The following is a 16810-nucleotide window of genomic DNA, read 5'->3' as shown; positions in this document are numbered from 1 at the left end:
ATGCCCGCCGCGACTTAGTTGGACGACTGAGACCGATACAAGCCGATTCCACGCACAAGGTCGAGAGCGCGTGCAAGCTGATAGTCCTCGATCGTGGTATCGGTCGCCGCCTTCTCGTCGTTCTGAACCGCGCCGTTCTCGTTCTCCAAGGATCCATCCAGATCGCGTTCGAAACGGCGTTGCCCGGCGTCGAGAACTTCGACACGGGCGCGTTCGACGACGATGTCAGGCTTGATGCCCAATTGCTGGATCGACGTGCCGCTGGGCGTATAGAAGCGCTGGGTCGTCAGCTTGATCGCGGCATTGTTGCGACTCAGCGGGGTGATCGTCTGAACCGAGCCCTTGCCGAAGGTCGGGGTGCCGACCAGGATCGCGCGGCGCTGATCCTGCAGGGCGCCCGCGACGATCTCCGACGCGCTGGCGGAACCGCCATTGATCAGAACCACAATCGGCAAACCGTCGGTCAGATCACCCGGGGTCGCCTGGAAGCGTTGAATTTCCTCCGGGCTGCGGCCGCGCGTCGAGACGATTTCGCCGCGCTCCAGGAAGGTGTCTGACACGGAAACGCCCTGATTGAGCAGACCGCCCGGATTGTTCCGCAGGTCCAGGACATAGCCCGCAAGGTCCTCGCCGGCCTCCTGTTTGATGGAATCGATCGCGCGTTCCAAGCCGCTCTGCGTCTGTCCGGAGAAGCTGGTGATGCGAATATAGCCGACATTGCCCTCCATCCGGCTGCGCACCGACTGGATCTGAATCTTGTCACGGGTGATGGTGACGTCGAAGGGATCGGCGATGCCTTCGCGCAGGACCGTCAGGACGATGTCCGCGCCGACCGGGCCGCGCATTTTCTCGACGGCCTCGTTCAGCGTCAGGCCCTTCACGGCCTCGCCGTCCAGATGGGAAATCAGATCGCCGGCTTCGATCCCGGCGCGGGCGGCGGGCGTATCGTCGATGGGGGAGACGACGCGCACGAAACCGCTTTCGTCCATGCTGACCTCGATCCCCAGCCCGCCGAACTCGCCGCGCGTGTGGGTCTGCATCGCCTGGAAGGTTTCTTCGTCCATATAGGCCGAATGCGGGTCCAGGCTGTCCAGCATGCCCTGGATCGCGGCCTCGATCAGTTCCTTGTCGCTGATTTCCTCGACATAGTCCTCTCGGACGCGGTTGAACACCTCGCCGAAAAGATCGAGCATTTCGAACGTATCGGGCTGATCCTTGTCGGTATCCTGTGCGACGGCCTGTGGGGCCGGTGCGACCAGGAAGGCGACGCCGAGAGCCGAAGCCGCCAGAAGGGTCCGAACGGCGGGCCATCCGGCGCGGTTCGAAATGGTGCAAGCGTCGTTCTGCGAAATCATCCGTTCACCCTAATGCTGCCAGCCGTGATCCATCGAAGCGGATTGACGGGATGCCCCTCGCGCCTCAGTTCCATATAGAGCCGCGGACGCGTTCCGCTACCCGTAGTTTGTCCGCCCGTGAATTCGGAGACGACGGAATTCGTATGCGGCATGATGCCGATCGGCTCCCCGGCCAGTAACCAATGCCCGCCGGCGACGTCGATACGCGCAAACCCCGCCAGAACCGTATGATATCCACCGTCATGCTCGATGATCAAGATCGGGCCCAGGTCGCGAAATGGCCCGGCGAAGACCACCTTCCCATCGAAAGGTGACAAAACTGCGGCATCCGGCCGGGTCTCGATGACGATTCCCTTCGCCGTCTGGCCATAGCCCGTATCCTGTCCATAGCGCTGAACCAGCGTGCCGACGGAGGGGGGTGTAATCACGCCTTCCGCCGGAAATGTGCGGATTCCGTCGGGTCGAACGGTCGGTGCGGTTGCCAGCGCAGCCAGTTGTGCCGGATTGGAGGCGGTCTCCGGCGGGGTGGAGGGCGCTTCCGGCGTGCGGTTCGCGGCCGCTTCCGCCGCCGCGCGGGCGGCCTGTTCGGCCTTCAACCTGTTCACCTCGTCGACCTCACGGGCGATCCGTTCCGCCTCCAGCGCCGCCATCAATTCTTTGAGATCGGCCGATTTCTCCGTCAGCTCCCGCAGCCGCTCATTGGCAGCGCGCGATTGCTGAGCGGTCTGATCGTACAGGGCGCGTTTCTTGACCAGCAGCGATTCCAGCCGCGCGCGATCCTGCGACAGGGCGGCATCCTGCTGGCTGAGGCGATCCAGCTTGTCATTGAGATCCAGCCGCACCGCCTCCAGTGCGGCCAGGTCGTCGCGCAGAATGCCGGCACGTCGGCCCAATACGGGTGCGGCGGATTGCAAAAGGATCGACCCGCGCACCGCATCCAAGGGTTCGCCCGGATATAGGAAAAAGGCGCGCGGCGCATCGGCCGACAGGCCGGTCAGGGCGCTCAATGTGCCGGTCAACTGGCTGTGCCGCTCGCTCAAGACCTGACGGCGGCGTTCGGTTTCGGCTCGCAGGTCGACGATCTGGACTTCCAGATTGCTGACCAGGTTCTCCCGCTCCTGGGTATCGCGGGCCACGGTAACCAGTTGCAGGCGCAGCGCCTCCAACTCCCGGGCCAGGGATTGAGCCTGCTTCTCCAAGTCGCGGCTGCGCGCCCGCTCGCTCTCCAGTTCGGACTCGATGCGCTGGGCTTCGGCTTCGGGATTGGTTTGGGCGGTTACCGGGAACGCCGACCATGCAAGGCAGGCCGCCAAAACCAGGGCGGCGGGTCCGATCGATGTGGCCGGATTATTCCGCGGCATGGCGGGCGGAGCGCCGCAAGAGGCTCCGTCCGGACATGGCCGCAGGCTGCGCCAGGCCCATGAGATCCAACAGGGTCGGGGCGACATCCGCCAGCCGTCCGTCGCCCAATCCGTCGATCGTGCCGGCTTGCGCGCCGACCAGCAGCAACGGCACCTTGCTGAGCGTATGGGCGGTATGCGTGCCGCCGGTTTCCGGATCGACCATCATATCGGCATTGCCGTGATCGGCGGTGACCAGCATGCGCCCGCCCGCCGCCAGCACCGCTGCTTCCAATCGGCCGAGGCAGGAATCGACCGCTTCCACCGCCGCAACGGCGGCGTCAAACACGCCACTATGGCCGACCATGTCGGTGTTGGCGTAGTTCACGACGATCAGGTCGTAAACTCCCGACTCGATTGCCGCGACCAGTTTGTCGGTGACTTCCGGCGCGGACATTTCGGGCTGCAGATCGTAGGTGGCAACATCCGGCGACTGTACCAGGATCCGGTCCTCACCCTCGAAGACGGCCTCGCGACCGCCGTTCAGGAAGAAGGTGACGTGGGCGTATTTCTCGGTCTCTGCAATGCGCAATTGCCGTCCGCCCGCCTCGGCGACGACGGCGCCCAGAACATCGTCCAGTGTTTCGGCCGGGAACAGAATTTTCAGGAATGCGTTATGCGCCTCGGAATATTCGATCATGCCGAGGCTGGCTGCAAAGTCGACCTGCCGGGGCCGGGCGAAACCGTCGAAAGCCGGATCCAGAAGGGCGGACAGGATTTCGCGCGCACGGTCGGCGCGGAAATTCGCCATCAGCAACCCGTCGCCGTCGCGCATGCCGGCATAGCCGCCCAGGGCGACCGGTTCGACGAATTCGTCGCCTACATTCGCGGCATAGGACGCTTCGATCGCCGCCGACGGGTCGTCGGACTGGGCGCCCTTGCCGTCGACCAAAAGGTCATAAGCCTTGCGCACGCGGTCCCAGCGCTTGTCGCGGTCCAATGCCCAATAGCGCCCGCAAAGTGTGGCGATGCGGGTATCCGGCGCGGCCGCGCGGAAGGCGTCGATCAGGCCCCCGGCACTGCGCGGGGCGGTGTCACGGCCGTCCAGGAAGCCGTGCACCGCGACGGGGATACCGTCATCGGCCAATGCCTTGGCGAGGGCGGCGATATGATCCTGGTGGCTATGCACCCCACCGTCGGATAACAGGCCCAGAATATGCGCCGTGCCGCCGGTTTCGCGCAGGCGGGCGGCGAAAGCCTTCAATTCGGGATTGGCGGCCAGTTCGCCCGCTGCAATCGCCGCGTCGATGCGGGGCAGGTCCTGCATGACAACCCGCCCGGCGCCCAGATTCATATGGCCGACCTCGGAATTGCCCATCTGGCCGCTCGGCAGGCCGACGAAGGTCTCGGATGCTTCAAGCGTCGCGAAAGGCACGCTCGCCTTCAACCGGTCGAAGACCGGCGTCGTCGCGGCAGCGATGGCGTTATCCTTGGTCTCGGCTCTCTCGCCCCAGCCGTCGAGGATGCATAAGACTACGGGGCGGGGACGCGATGCGGATGTCGTCATGGCTCAAGCGCTATTTTCTTATCCTGGTAATGCATTTTCGGCGTTCCCATACTATAGTGAATGCCGATGGGGGAGGTTTTACCGCAGACGCGGGGGTGTTGAAAGTCCGCGGCCCAAAAGGTGATGAAAAAGGATCGGGAAATGGCGAAGACCAAGGAAGCGACCCCCATTGATGCGAACCTTCGAGCGCCGGCTCTGGCGCTTCGGGCGTATGAGCGCGAGATCGAAAAACTGCTGGAAGGGTCCGGAACGCCGCTCGCACGGCAGGACGCGGTTCAGCTTTCCAGCATTCACAGCTACACCATTCTGCTCTTTCTCGCCGATTTCGCCTCGTCGGATTTGACTGAAAAGCAGTTCGCCGCGCTGTTGGCCCGTCATGAGGTCGACACGCCCGGCAATCTGAAGATTTTCCCGAATCTCAGCCAATCCGCGCTGTTTGAAATCTTCGGGAATATCGGTGTTTCGCGCGAAACGATCCGCCGACTGCTGATCCTGTTGTCGCAGCACGGTCTGGTCGACCGGGTCAGCAAGGGGCCGCCCTTCCCGGACCAGCTCGGAATCTCAAAATCCGGCATCAAGCTGATCGGCCGTGTCGGGAAGAAGCTGGTCAAAGAGATCGGCAAGGAAAAGGCCTTCGCCTATCTTTGAAGCGACGATTTGCCGTCAGAGCTTCAACTTCATGAACGGGCCGACATGGCGAAAGCCCTGGCGCTCATAGAAGGATTGCGTGCGCGCCCATTTCTCACCGTTCGGTGTGTTGACTTCGAGAATGGTCCACCCGCGTGTCTTGCCGATCGCTCGTGCCTCATGGATCAGGCGGTCGCCGACGCCGGCCGACCGGGCGTCGGGCACGACGTAAAGCTCCATGATGATGCCCAAGCGGCCCTGCGCATAGATCGCGACGGCTTCGGTCAGGGTCATGACGCCGACCGGGCGCCGTTCTGAATCGAAGGCCAACAGCGCGATGAAGCGGGAATCCCCTTCCAGCAGTTCGCGGCACACCTCGTGGATGCGCTCGTCATCCGGCGCGCCGTGCCAGGCACCGACCTCATGCAGCAGCCGGTGCACCATGATGGCGACCAGATCGGCGTCGTTCTCGCCGGCGCGGACAATTTCAAGGGGACCGGTTTCCATATTCGCCTCTACTGCCATTTCGCCGCCGCCTCGTCGTCGCCGTGGCGGGCGTCGACCCATCGCGTGCCGCCCTCCGACAATTCCTCCGCCTTCCAGAAAGGCGCTTTTGTCTTCAGCCAGTCGATCAGGAAATGACAGGCCTCGAAGGCTGCCAGCCGGTGCGGACTGGCGGTGGCGACCAGGACGATGCGGTCGCCCGGTTCCAGGCGGCCATGGCGGTGGATGATGCGACTGGCCTCCAGGGGCCAGCGGCGATGTGCCTCCGCCTCGATTTCCTCCAGCATGCGTTCGGTCATGCCGGGATAGTGTTCCAGCGTCATCGCACCGACGCCGGACCCGTCATTCATGTCACGGACCAGTCCGACGAAACTGCAGACCCCGCCGATCGATACCTTGCCGTCGGTCATCGCCGCCAGTTCCGCGCCGACGTCGAAATCCTCCGCTTGGACGGAAACGCTCATCGTTCAGCCGCCCGTGACCGGCGGGAAGAAGGCGACTTCGTCATTGGCGGCGACCGGCGTTTCGCGCGACCCGAAGGTCTGGTTGACGGCGATCTTGACGGCATCGGCGTTCTGGAACGCCTGCTCATAGCCCGGGCCTTTGGCTTTCAGCCAATCCATCAATTCCCCGGCATTGGAGATGCCCTCCGGCAAATCCAGGGTCTCTTCCCCGGTGCCGATCCGCTGACGCAGCCAGGCGAAATACAGAACTTTCATCGAAATACCTCCGCAAACGGCAAGAAGTCGACCGTCGTACCCGGTTCCAGATGGGTGTCGTCCTCCGGAAGTTCCACAAATCCGTCGGCGCCGACCATGGAGGACAGGACACCTGCGCCGCTGCGGCCGTGCTTTACGGCGCGCGGCAATGACGTGGCTTCGTCCCGGCCATCCAGCCGCGCGCGGACAAACTCCCGGCGGCCGGATTTCTTCTTATAGCCGAAATCGGCGATGACGCGAAACCGCGCTACCTCCGTCACCGCCGCCCCGGCCAGGGTCAACAGGACAGGGCGTGCCATGGCGATGAAGGTCGTCATCGCGGCGACGGGGTTTCCGGGCAAGCCGATCAGCACCGCCTTTTGGCCGGTTTCCGATTTGATCAGTCCCATGCCGACCGGCCGGCCCGGTTTAATCGCGACGCGCCAGAAGTTAAGGCTGCCAAGTGCCTCGACGGCGGCGCGGACATGATCCTCCTCGCCCATCGACATTCCGCCGGAAGACAGGATGGCGGCATGGCGGTCGGCGGCGTCGCGCAAGGTCGCGCGGATGCGCGCCGGATCGTCCGGCAGAATGCCCAGATCCTCCACCGCGCAACCGATGGATTGCAACGCCGCGCCGATGGCATAGCGGTTCGAATCATACAGCGCGCCCGGCGGCAGCGGCGTGCCCGGCTCCGTCACCTCGTCGCCGGTGGAAAACAGCGCGACGGAAAGCGGGCGACGGACAAGAACCTCCGTCCGGCCACAGGCCGCCAGCATGCCCAGTTCGGAAGGGCCCAGCCGGCTGCCGGCGTGCAAGACCGTGCTGCCGGCGGCTACGTCGTCCCCGGCCAGACGCCGGTTCGCCCCCGGCTTGATCCCGGGCCGCAAAACGACCCGCGTGCCGTCATCGTCGGCGTGGCAATCCTCCAGCATCATCACGGTATCCGGTCCGCCGGTTTCGGCCATACCGTCCGGCATCGGGGCGCCGGTGAAGATCTGGACCGCTTCGCCGCGTTTCAGCGGGCGTCCCAATGGCCGGCCCGCCGCGACGCGCCCAACGACCGGCAGGATCGTATCCGCATCGGCGTTCAGATCGGCGTGATAGACGGCATAGCCGTCGACGGCGGAATTGGCATAGGGCGGCACGGCGTGAGGGGCGGTCACATCCTCCGCCAGCAATCGGTTCAGGGCCTGGGAGACGGGGACCGTTTCGACATCGGCGATCGCAGTCAGATTGCCGAGAATGCGCGCCAAGGCGTCGGCCGCCGTGATCAGTGGCCCGTCGAAGGCGAAACAATCGTCGGTTAGCTGCGCCATGCCCGATCCGTTCCCGAATGCCCATCCGGCCTAGAGGTGCCGGCCGCGCTCCAGGATTTCCAGTGTGTATTCCCGGTAGGTCATGCCCAGTTCCGCGGCGCGCTTGCACCGGCGGCGCACGACTTCCGGCGGCGGCGATTTCCAGGCCTTGGCCTGCGCCTTCCGCCAGCAGACGGCCTTCCAGGAATATCGGCTTTGCAGCGGCGGGCCGCCATTATGGCCGATCCCGGGCGGGACCAATCTGGGGTCTATGCGTTTACGGTCGGACATGATGCGCCACCATACCCGGCCCGAACCGATCCGTCACTTGCTTCGCATTTCCCAAACGCCGTCCCAGCCGTCCGGCGGCGGCGTATCGCGCAGGGCCGTCGCCCGTTCAAGGAGGACCTGGCTCGGCGCGTCGCCGGGGGTGATTTCCAGGCATTTTTCAAACAACCGTACCGCGCCCTGAAAGTCGCGCATGCGATAGGCGGAAAGACCGTCGGAATAGTGCTTGGCCAGGGACTGTGCGGTTTCCGATGCAGGCAGACGCGACAGGGGTTGGTAGGCGCGGACGGGTTCGCCGCGGCCCTTGACCCGCAGGAAATCGACCTCTCGGAACAAGACGTCCTTGCAGTCGGCCTTGGTGGTTTCGTCCACCAGAATGCGCACCTTGTATGCCTTGCAAGCGCCTTCCAGACGGGCGGCGAGATTCACCGTGTCGCCCATGACCGTATAGTTCCGGTGCTGGTGCGACCCGACGGTGCCGACCAGAGCGGGGCCGCTGGCGATGCCGCTGTGAATGTCTATCGGCTCGGCCTGCAGCTTCACGCCGATTATGTCCGGTACAGCCTTCCGGAACCCTTCCAGCCGGTCCAGTTGATCCAGTGCCGCGGCGCAGGCCCATTCGGATTGGTGTGCCGGGTCGGTGAAGGGCGGCCCCCAATAGGCCATGATCGCGTCGCCGATATATTTGTCGATCACGCCTTCGCGCTGAATGATCGGATCCGACATTTCGGTAAAGTACTCGTTCAACAACCGGACCAGAAGATCCGGTGACAGCGCCTCCGACAGGCCGGTGAAGCCGCTCATATCCGTGAACAGGACCGTCATATGCCGGCGGTCGCCGCCCGGTTTGGTCAGGGCCGGGTTTCCGATCAGCGAATCCACGACGCGCGCGTCGACATATTTGCCGAAGGTCTCGGTGATGCGTTCCTTCGCGCGCAGTCCGGCAATCATCTCGTTGAAGCTGCGGGCCATGGCGGCGGTTTCATCGCGCGTGTCGATGCGCAGTTCGGTTTCCAAATCGCCGTCCTCGACGCGCTTCAGCCCGGACACAAGGGCGCGCATCGGGGTTACGATCCAACGGGTCACCAGGGCTGACAGCAACAATCCCAAAAGGGCCGCAAGCCCGGTCAGGATGAAGATCAGGCGGTCCAGGATTTCATCCAGTTCCACGACATGGTTCAACGACGCCGAAACATGATCCTGCATCTGCGCGCGAACCCGTTCGGCATGCTCGTAAATCTGCTGTTCATCCTGGATCAGCAATTCGTTCAACAATTGCACATTCGACACGGCGCCGCTCAATTCGGCGGTCAGCATCTTTTCCAGCTTCATGCGGTAGTCGCGGTACTCGGTATCCAGCGAATGCAGGGCCGCCCCCACCTGGGCGGCGGCGACCGCGCTGTCCTTGGACAGGGCGGCCTGATCAATGCTCTCCAGAATGGCGTAGGCGCGTTGAAACTCCTCGTCGGCGGTGGCGCCAATCTGTTGAATTTTGTTGTGAATGTCGTTGGAAACCAGCGTCTGGCGACCTTCTTCCAAGGCATGCCGCAGACGTTCGATATGGACTTCCCCATCCAGCACTTTGACTTCGATCGACGCAACCCGGTTGCTGAGCGGCAGAAAGATCGTCGACTGAAGCTGCAATTCCTCACGGACGCGGTCGACCATATAAAGGGAGGCTGCCGACACCGCGACCATCAGAATCACGAGGCCGAGGGCAATGGAGTAGATTTTTCCGCCGATGGTAAAGGATTTCAGCAAACGGGACGCTCCGAAGAATCGGCCGCGTGCCGGCCGTGTACGCATCAGACCTTAGCATACTCCACGACGAAATCTGCAATGGCGTCGACATCGTCGATATCGAGTCGCGGGATGGCGAGGTCCGGCAATTCCTGGAGGTCCGTGGCGATGGCGACGACCTGTTTGTCGTCGGGGGCCAGCATCGGCTTGCCGACCGATTGGCGGAAGACTTCCAGCTTCGGATGGTCGCCGAACTTCCAGCCCTCGACCAGGACCAGATCGACCGGGGCCAATCGGTCCAGCAGCTCGTCCAGTCCCGGCTCGGCCGCGCCGCGATGCTCGTGCATCAGCGCCCATCTCTGGGCCGAAGACACCAGAACCTCGGTGGCTCCGGCTTTGCGGTGCTCATAGGAATCCTTGCCGGGCGTGTCGACGTCGAAAGCGTGATGCGCATGTTTGATCGTGGAAACGGTCAGGCCGCGTTCGATCAAGGCGGGAATCAGTTTGGTGACCAATGTCGTCTTGCCGGATCCGCTATAACCGGCGATGCCCAGGATCCGCATGGCTTATTCCGTCATATGTTTCAGGCCGGCGCGCAGGTAATCGAAGCCGGTGATCACGGTCAGGAAGGCCGCAATCCATATCAGCACTTCGCCGATCAACACGGTCGGCAGCATGGCGGGTCCGGCTTCGCCGACGATCAGGAAGCCCAGCGAGACAATCTGAATCGTGGTTTTCCATTTCGCCAGGCCGGAAACGGGCATGCCGACTCTTAATTCGGCCAGGAACTCGCGCAGGCCCGACACGGTGATCTCGCGGATCAGTATCACCAGGCCCGGCAGGACCGCCAGGCCCGACAACCCGCCCGACGCGACCAGCATCAAGATCACCGCCGCGATCAGCAGCTTGTCGGCGATCGGGTCAAGGAAGCGGCCCAGCTTGGAAACCTGGCCGGTGGCGCGGGCCAGATAGCCGTCGAAGAAATCGGTGATGCCGGCGACCGCGAAAAGACCGAAGGCGGTCCAGCGCGCCCAATCGCCGTCGACATAGAACAGGCCGACGATCGGCAGGATTGCCACGATGCGCAGCAGCGTCAGGAAATTCGGCAGACTGAACAACATCGCGGCGCGGCGCCCCCTCCCGTCGGACCGATTTTCGGCAGCTTTCTCTGACCCCGGCCGATCCTGTTTCTTTACTACTCGGCTGACGCCAAGGGTGCAATCGCCAGGGCTGTTCCGGATTGTCACATCAGACGATCACATGAAGCTGTAAGGGTCGATATCGACCTGGATGCGCACTGCATTCGGCGGCTTCACCCGGGACAGCCAGTCTGTCAGAACCCGCTGCAGGCTGATATCCCGACCGGTCTTCAGCAGCAGACGACGGCGATAGCGGCCCCGCAGGAGGGCCAACGGCGGCGCGGCCGGTCCCAGCACCCGCAACCCGTCGGCGCGCGGGGCGGCGCGGGCCAGATCGCCGGCCGTCCGTTCGACCTGGCCTTCGTCCTCGCCCGACACGATCAACGCCGCCAGCCGGCCATAGGGCGGCCAGCCATGTTCCTCGCGCATCGACGCCTCGGCGGCATAGAAGCCGTCGCGGTCGCCGGTCGCGATGGCCTGCAGCACGGTTGCGCCGGGATTGGCGGTCTGCAGCATCACCCGTCCGGCATGACCGGCCCGGCCCGCCCGCCCGGCGACCTGGCTGAGGAGCTGAAACGTCCGTTCCGCCGCGCGCAGATCGCCCCCCGCCAGTCCCAGATCGGCATCGATCACGCCGACCAAGGTCAACAGCGGGAAGTGATAGCCCTTGGCGACGATCTGGGTGCCGATCACCAGGTTGACCTCTCCGCTGGCCATTCGGTCGACGAAGGCGGCGGCGGCCAAGGGGCCTTGCAGCGTATCGGAGGTTACGACCTCGATGCGGGCATCGGGCAGAATCGCCATGGCCTCCTCGTGCAGGCGCTCGACCCCGGGACCGCAGGCGACCAGGCTGTCCGTATCCTGGCATTCCGGACAATGGTCCGGTGTTTTCATCGCGAAGCCGCAATGGTGACATTCCAGGCGGCGGCCGAAACGATGCTCCACCAGCCAGGCGTCGCAGGTGGGGCATTCGATACGGTGGCCGCAGGTCCGGCACAAGGTCAGCGGCGCATAGCCGCGCCGGTTCAGGAACAGCAGCGCCTGTTCCCCGCGCGCCAAAGTTTCTTCCAGCGCGTCTTGAAGCGGCGGCGATATCCAGCGCTGTCGCGGCGGCGGCGTCTTGCGCAGGTCGATCACGTCGATCGATGGCAGCTTGGCGACCCCATGCCGCTCCGTCAGGCGCAGGCGCCGGTATCGGCCTGCATCCGCATTGGTCACGGTTTCCAGACTGGGCGTCGCCGAGGCCAGGACGATGGGGCAATCGCAGACCTGCGCGCGCAGGACGGCCATATCCCTGGCGTGATAGATCACCCCCTCTTCCTGCTTGAACGACCCGTCATGTTCCTCGTCGACGACGATCAGGCCCAGTTCGGGGAAGGGGAGATGCAGGGCGGACCGCGCGCCGACCATTACCTTGACCCGGCCCTCCGCGACCGCCTTCCAGGTTCGCCGCCGCGTGCCGGGCGGCAGGTCGGAATGCCATTCCGCCGGGCGCGTGCCGAAACGATCCTCGAATCGCTCCAGCCATTGCGCCGATAAGGCGATTTCGGGCAGCAGCACCAGAACGGGCCGCCCGGCCGCCAGCGCCGCCGCGACGGCCTCGAAATAAACCTCCGTCTTGCCGGACCCGGTCACCCCGTCCAGCAGGGTGACGGAAAATTGGCGTGCACGGACGGCCTCGCACAGTTCCGTGGCGGCGGCATGCTGACTATCCGACAGTTCCGGGCCGGGACGTTCCCAATCCGGATCGTCGAAACTTTCGGTGTCGGGCAGGCGCAGGGGCAGAAGGGCACCGGCATCCGCCATGCCCCGGATGACCCCCGGCGTGACACCTGCTTCCCGCGCCAGATCGGCGGCGGGCAGGGCGGGACCTTGGGCGGCGAAGTCCATGACGCGGCGTCGGGCGGCGGTCCACCGGATGTCTTCGGGCGGCGGGTCGGCCGCGGTATAGACGGTGCGCAGGGACGCCGGTTCCAAGGCCTTGGGCGCGCTCATCGCCATGCGCAGGACCGATCCCGGCGCGGCCAGGGTATAGGCGGCAAGGCGTTCGACGAATCGGCGCGACGCGTCGGGCAGGGGCGGGGCTGGAAGAATGCCCGCAATGTCCTTCAGTTTCGATTCCGGGACGTCGCCGGGATCAGGCTCTCCGTCCCAGACGACGCCGGCTACGGCGCGGCCGCCCAACGGCACCTCCACGAAACTGCCAGGAAGGGGATCCATCCCGGGCGGGACGCCATAATCGTAGGAACCGGCCAGCGGCAGCGGCAATAGAACCTTGACCCGGCGGGCCGGAGGGAACAAAGAACGGGCCACAGGCGGCGTCCCCTCCGTCATCGCATCGCCCTCGTCGCGGACCGGGGCGGGACAGGGCGGAAGCGGCGTTGAAAGCGGTTTACTTCCGCGAATCGGGGCATGATCTCTAACCATCGGCGCGGCGCCCGGTTGTTCGACGGGCCGGACGCGCCAAGCGAGGAAAGTATGAAATTCTTCATCGACACGGCGGATATTGAAGAGATTCGCGATCTGGCCTCAACCGGCCTGGTTGACGGGGTTACGACAAATCCTTCCCTGGTCGCCAAGAGCGGCCGCAACTTCCTGGAAGTGGTTGAGGAAATCTGCGGCGTGGTCAACGGCCCGGTTTCGGCGGAATGTGTCGCGACGGATTTCGACACCATGCTGAAGGAAGGCCGCAAGCTTTCCAAGATCGCGGATAACATCGCGGTAAAAGTGCCGCTGACCGAGGCGGGGCTCAAGACCTGCAAGGCACTCAGTGACGATGGGATCATGGTGAACGTGACCTTGTGTTTCTCACCGGCCCAGGCGCTGCTGGCGGCCAAGGCGGGCGCGACCTTCATTTCGCCCTTCGTCGGCCGGTTGGACGATATCGGACAGGACGGCATGGAGCTGATCGCCGACGTCGTCACGATATATGAGAATTACGGCTTCGCCACCGAAGTGCTGGTCGCATCGATCCGCCATCCGGTGCATGTCGTGCAGGCTGCGAAGATGGGTGCCGGGGTTGCGACGCTGCCGCCGAAAGTGCTGCGTCAGCTGTTCGCCCACCCGCTGACGGACAAGGGCCTCGCCGCCTTCCTCAAGGATTGGGAAGCGACGGGTCAGTCGATTCTTTAACGCCGGTATCTGGCCCCGAACGGGTCGGGGCGCAGGCCGGCCGTCGACGGAGGAGAATGAGATCATGAAACCCTCTCCCGGCAGTCAGCCTGCGCCGACCGGCGTCGAAGCCAAGGACGTCGTCAGCTTTCTTCGCGACAATCCCGGTTTCCTGAACGAACATCCGGACCTCCTGTCGGAACTGGACCCGCCGAAGCGCAACGGCGGCAAGGGCGTCTTCGACTTTCAGGAAGCGATGATCCGCCGCCTGCGCGACCGGATCGAAGAGACCACCGACGTCGCGCGCGAACTGATCGACACCAGCCGTGAGAACCTGAACAGCCAGTCGCGCGTGCATGAATGCGTGCTGCGGCTGCTGGACGCCAATTCCTTCGAACAGTTGATCAATCTCGTCCAGACCGATGTGGCGGTCGTGCTGGACATGGATGTCGTCATGCTGGCCGTCGAATCGGCCAATGCCGAGGATTTCCCGGTGCGCAGCGTGACCCTGGTACCGCCCGGTTTTGTCGACCGGCTGATCGGGGCGGATCGGGATATGCTGCTGCGCGCGCATATCTCCGGCGATCCGGACCTGTTCGGCGGGGCCGCGACCCTGGTGCAGAGCGACGCGCTGGTCCGACTGCGAATTTCGGCGTCGTCGCCGCCGGCACTCCTGGCCTTCGGGCATCGCGATCCCGAAAAGTTCCATCCCGGACAGGCGACGGAACTGATCGGGTTCCTGTCGGCGGTCCTGGCCCAATTGGTGCGCATTTGGCTGGATCTGCCGGAGTAAGAGCCGCTGCCGAGGGGGCGCGGCATGGCCGATGACCGCTTCGACCTGTCGCAGCACCCGGTCATCGGCGACGGGCCGGTGGCCAAGGCCTATCGCGCTTTCCTGACCTGGTTGAACGACGAACGCCGCCTCAGCCCTCATACAGTGTCCGCCTATAGCCGGGACGTTGAGGATTTCCTGACCTTCTTGACCCGCCATCTGGGGGCGCCGCCGGAACTGTCCGACCTGGCGGATCTCCGGCAGTTGGATTTCCGGTCCTGGCTGGCGCGGCTATCGGAAGGCGGGGTCCAGGACATATCGCGCGCCCGGAAACTGTCGTCGATCCGGACGTTCTTTCGCTATCTGCGCAAGCGGGGCCTCGTCGAGAATGATCGGTTGAACCTGGTGCGCGCGCCAAAGATTCCCCATTCGGTTCCGAAACCGCTGAGCGTCCCCGACGCGGAGTTGTTGATCGAATCCGCCGGGGATTTCGAGACCGAAGAATGGGTCGCGAAACGCAACGTCGCCCTTATGACCCTGCTCTACGGCTGTGGGCTGCGCATCGCCGAGGCGTTGTCGCTGAACGAGGGGCAGGTCCCTGAAGGCGACGCGATGCGGGTTCTGGGGAAAGGCAACAAGGAACGCTTCGTGCCCGTGCTGCCGGTGGTGCGGGATGCGATCGCGGCCTATCTGACGGAAAGCCCCTTCGCGGGCGATCCGGATGGGCCGTTGTTTCGCGGTGTGCGCGGCGGGCGCTTGAACCAGGACAGCGCACGCAAGCCGATCCGCATGTTGCGCGTCGCCCTGGGCCTGCCGGACACGGCGACGCCGCATGCCTTGCGCCATAGTTTTGCGACCCATCTTCTGGCGGGCGGCGGCGATCTGCGGGCCATTCAGGAACTTCTGGGCCACGCATCCCTGAGTACGACGCAGCGCTATACCGAGGTCGATACCGCCCGCCTGATGGCGGAATATGCCCGGGCCCATCCACGCGCCAAGGGATGACCGTGCTGCCGCACGTTCATCCTTGGAAACCGATGACGATCCGGCACTGGCTTTGCATCTCTTCAGTCTGCCCCTCCCGGCGGTCGGGATGCCATGCGCATTCCATCTCCAGACCCCTGGGCAGCGGTCGATAATGGGTCCCTGGGCGCGGCGAAACGCGGCAGGCCGTTTACAGTCCGCATGCCCCTTGGTATACCCCACCCGCGCGGTCGTTCGCGCGTCCCGGCACGGTCTTTCCCACAGGGGTGGAGCGGAGGAAGGCTGCGGGGTGCGGAGCGGCGGACGAAGTCGAAAGCGGGGGTGACCGTGTTCAGCGAAACGCGGTGGGTCCCGGCGCATCAGGGATACGCCATCTCATGAAAATTCTTGCCGGCAACTCGAACAAGCCGCTTGCCGAAGCGATTTCCGCTTATCTCAACGTTCCACTGACCAAAGCCTCGATCCGGCGCTTCTCCGACATGGAGATTTTCGTCGAGATCCTGGAGAACGTACGCGGCGAAGACGTGTTCGTGGTTCAGTCGACGAACTATCCGACCAACGACAATCTGATGGAATTGCTGGTCATGATGGACGCGCTTCGGCGCGGTTCCGCCCGGCGCGTCACGGCTGTCATTCCCTATTACGGATATGCCCGTCAGGACCGGAAAACCGGGCCGCGGACGCCGATCTCGGCCAAGCTGGTCGCCAATCTGATCGAAACGGCGGGCGCCAACCGCGTTTTGACGCTGGACCTGCATGCCGGTCAGATCCAGGGCTTTTTCGAAGTCCCGACCGACAATCTCTTCGCCCTGCCGGTCCTGCATAAGGACTTGAAGGAAACGCTGAAGGACGAGGACGAGCTGATGGTCGTCTCGCCCGATGTCGGCGGCGTGGTGCGCGCGCGTGCGCTGGCCAAACGCTTGGAATGCGATCTGGCCATCATCGACAAGCGCCGCGAAAAGGCCGGTGTGTCCGAAGTCATGAACATTATTGGCGAGCCGAAAGGCCGGACCTGTATCCTGATCGACGATATCGTCGATTCCGCCGGGACGCTGTGCAACGCGGCGCAGGCACTGGTCGATGCCGGGGCGAAGTCGGTCCATGCGGTGGTCACCCATGGCGTTCTGTCCGGCGGCGCGGTCGCCCGTGTCGCGGCGTCGCCGCTGGAGCAACTGGTCATCACCGATTCGATTCAAGCGACCGAGGCGGTGCGGGTCAGCCACAATGTGCGGCAGGTCACGATCGCCCCGCTCTTGGCCGAGGCGATCCGCCGGATTTACGAAGAAAAATCGGTTTCCAGCCTCTTCGATTGAGTGTAGAAGAGGCCGCTTTTCGGGCGCCGGGCGGTCCAGACCGTTCCGGTTGCGCGAAGCATTGGCTCTGAGGA

Annotated in this window: 17 protein-coding genes; 5 read left to right on the top strand and 12 right to left on the bottom strand. The window is 64.2% G+C overall.

Annotation, left to right across the window (positions count from 1 at the left end):
• Window positions 1-14: 14 nt before the first annotated feature.
• From ACO06O_RS14870 to gpmI, 3 genes are read right to left on the bottom strand one after another with little or no spacing between them, the layout of a single operon-like run.
• Window positions 15-1355: a S41 family peptidase gene (locus ACO06O_RS14870; RefSeq protein ID WP_421881282.1), complete on the bottom strand. Its 1341-nt coding sequence runs from the start codon at window positions 1353-1355 to the stop codon at window positions 15-17.
• Window positions 1352-2716 carry a murein hydrolase activator EnvC family protein gene (locus tag ACO06O_RS14865; RefSeq protein ID WP_421881279.1) on the bottom strand — a complete coding sequence of 455 codons (1365 nt, stop codon included), beginning with the start codon at window positions 2714-2716 and terminating at the stop codon, window positions 1352-1354. The genes ACO06O_RS14870 and ACO06O_RS14865 overlap by 4 nt, the downstream gene beginning before the upstream one ends.
• On the bottom strand, window positions 2703-4262 hold the full coding sequence (gene gpmI, locus ACO06O_RS14860) for a 2,3-bisphosphoglycerate-independent phosphoglycerate mutase (RefSeq protein ID WP_421881275.1): 1560 nt from the start codon (window positions 4260-4262) through the stop codon (window positions 2703-2705). Before gpmI ends, ACO06O_RS14865 begins: the two co-directional genes overlap by 14 nt.
• Before the next feature lie 141 nt (window positions 4263-4403).
• On the opposite strand from gpmI, the gene ACO06O_RS14855 reads away from it, so the two are divergent.
• Window positions 4404-4910, top strand: a complete 507-nt coding sequence (locus ACO06O_RS14855; RefSeq protein WP_420418315.1) for a hypothetical protein — start codon at window positions 4404-4406, stop codon at window positions 4908-4910.
• Window positions 4911-4925: 15 nt separating this feature from the next.
• On the opposite strand, the gene ACO06O_RS14850 is transcribed toward ACO06O_RS14855, so the two are convergent.
• From ACO06O_RS14850 to ACO06O_RS14810, 9 genes are all read right to left on the bottom strand, one after another.
• On the bottom strand, window positions 4926-5414 hold the full coding sequence (locus ACO06O_RS14850) for a GNAT family N-acetyltransferase (RefSeq protein WP_420418314.1): 489 nt from the start codon (window positions 5412-5414) through the stop codon (window positions 4926-4928).
• Window positions 5405-5857, bottom strand: coding sequence for a molybdenum cofactor biosynthesis protein MoaE (locus ACO06O_RS14845; protein WP_421881271.1), 453 nt, complete (start codon window positions 5855-5857; stop codon window positions 5405-5407). Before ACO06O_RS14845 ends, ACO06O_RS14850 begins: the two co-directional genes overlap by 10 nt.
• A gap of 3 nt (window positions 5858-5860) precedes the next feature.
• On the bottom strand, window positions 5861-6112 hold the full coding sequence (moaD, locus tag ACO06O_RS14840; protein ID WP_421881268.1) for a molybdopterin converting factor subunit 1: 252 nt from the start codon (window positions 6110-6112) through the stop codon (window positions 5861-5863).
• Window positions 6109-7410 (bottom strand): gephyrin-like molybdotransferase Glp, encoded by a 1302-nt coding sequence (gene glp / locus ACO06O_RS14835; protein ID WP_421881265.1) that lies wholly within the window; start codon window positions 7408-7410, stop codon window positions 6109-6111. Before glp ends, moaD begins: the two co-directional genes overlap by 4 nt.
• 30 nt (window positions 7411-7440) lie before the next feature.
• Window positions 7441-7680 (bottom strand): hypothetical protein, encoded by a 240-nt coding sequence (locus ACO06O_RS14830; RefSeq protein ID WP_420418310.1) that lies wholly within the window; start codon window positions 7678-7680, stop codon window positions 7441-7443.
• A 33-nt stretch (window positions 7681-7713) separates the two neighbouring features.
• The gene (locus ACO06O_RS14825; RefSeq protein WP_421881262.1) at window positions 7714-9438 is read right to left on the bottom strand and encodes an adenylate/guanylate cyclase domain-containing protein; all 1725 of its coding nucleotides are present in this window, start codon (window positions 9436-9438) and stop codon (window positions 7714-7716) included.
• A 44-nt stretch (window positions 9439-9482) separates the two neighbouring features.
• Entirely contained in the window at window positions 9483-9980 is a 498-nt protein-coding gene (mobB, locus tag ACO06O_RS14820; protein ID WP_421881260.1) for a molybdopterin-guanine dinucleotide biosynthesis protein B, read from the bottom strand.
• 3 nt (window positions 9981-9983) lie between these two features.
• Complete coding sequence (pgsA, locus tag ACO06O_RS14815; protein WP_421881258.1) at window positions 9984-10538, bottom strand: CDP-diacylglycerol--glycerol-3-phosphate 3-phosphatidyltransferase; 555 nt, start codon at window positions 10536-10538, stop codon at window positions 9984-9986.
• Window positions 10539-10673: 135 nt separating this feature from the next.
• Complete coding sequence (locus ACO06O_RS14810) at window positions 10674-12869, bottom strand: primosomal protein N' (protein ID WP_421881255.1); 2196 nt, start codon at window positions 12867-12869, stop codon at window positions 10674-10676.
• Between the two features lie 165 nt (window positions 12870-13034).
• Here ACO06O_RS14810 and fsa point away from each other — a divergent pair, with 165 nt between their 5' ends.
• The 4 genes from fsa (at window position 13035) to ACO06O_RS14790 (ending at window position 16736) form a co-directional block, all read left to right on the top strand.
• Entirely contained in the window at window positions 13035-13688 is a 654-nt protein-coding gene (fsa, locus tag ACO06O_RS14805; RefSeq protein WP_420418305.1) for a fructose-6-phosphate aldolase, read from the top strand.
• 64 nt (window positions 13689-13752) lie between these two features.
• Window positions 13753-14460: a DUF484 family protein gene (locus ACO06O_RS14800; RefSeq protein WP_420418304.1), complete on the top strand. Its 708-nt coding sequence runs from the start codon at window positions 13753-13755 to the stop codon at window positions 14458-14460.
• A gap of 24 nt (window positions 14461-14484) precedes the next feature.
• The gene (locus tag ACO06O_RS14795; protein ID WP_421881252.1) at window positions 14485-15444 is read left to right on the top strand and encodes a tyrosine recombinase XerC; all 960 of its coding nucleotides are present in this window, start codon (window positions 14485-14487) and stop codon (window positions 15442-15444) included.
• A 356-nt stretch (window positions 15445-15800) separates the two neighbouring features.
• Window positions 15801-16736 (top strand): ribose-phosphate pyrophosphokinase, encoded by a 936-nt coding sequence (locus ACO06O_RS14790; protein ID WP_420418302.1) that lies wholly within the window; start codon window positions 15801-15803, stop codon window positions 16734-16736.
• Window positions 16737-16810 lie beyond the last annotated feature (74 nt).

Source organism: Pacificispira sp. (genome assembly GCF_965228185.1).
In the GTDB taxonomy this organism is placed as follows: Bacteria; Pseudomonadota; Alphaproteobacteria; order UBA8366; family Aestuariispiraceae; genus Pacificispira.
The sequence above is the reverse complement of the archived record's forward strand: the minus strand, read 5'-3'. Positions and strand labels throughout refer to the sequence as shown.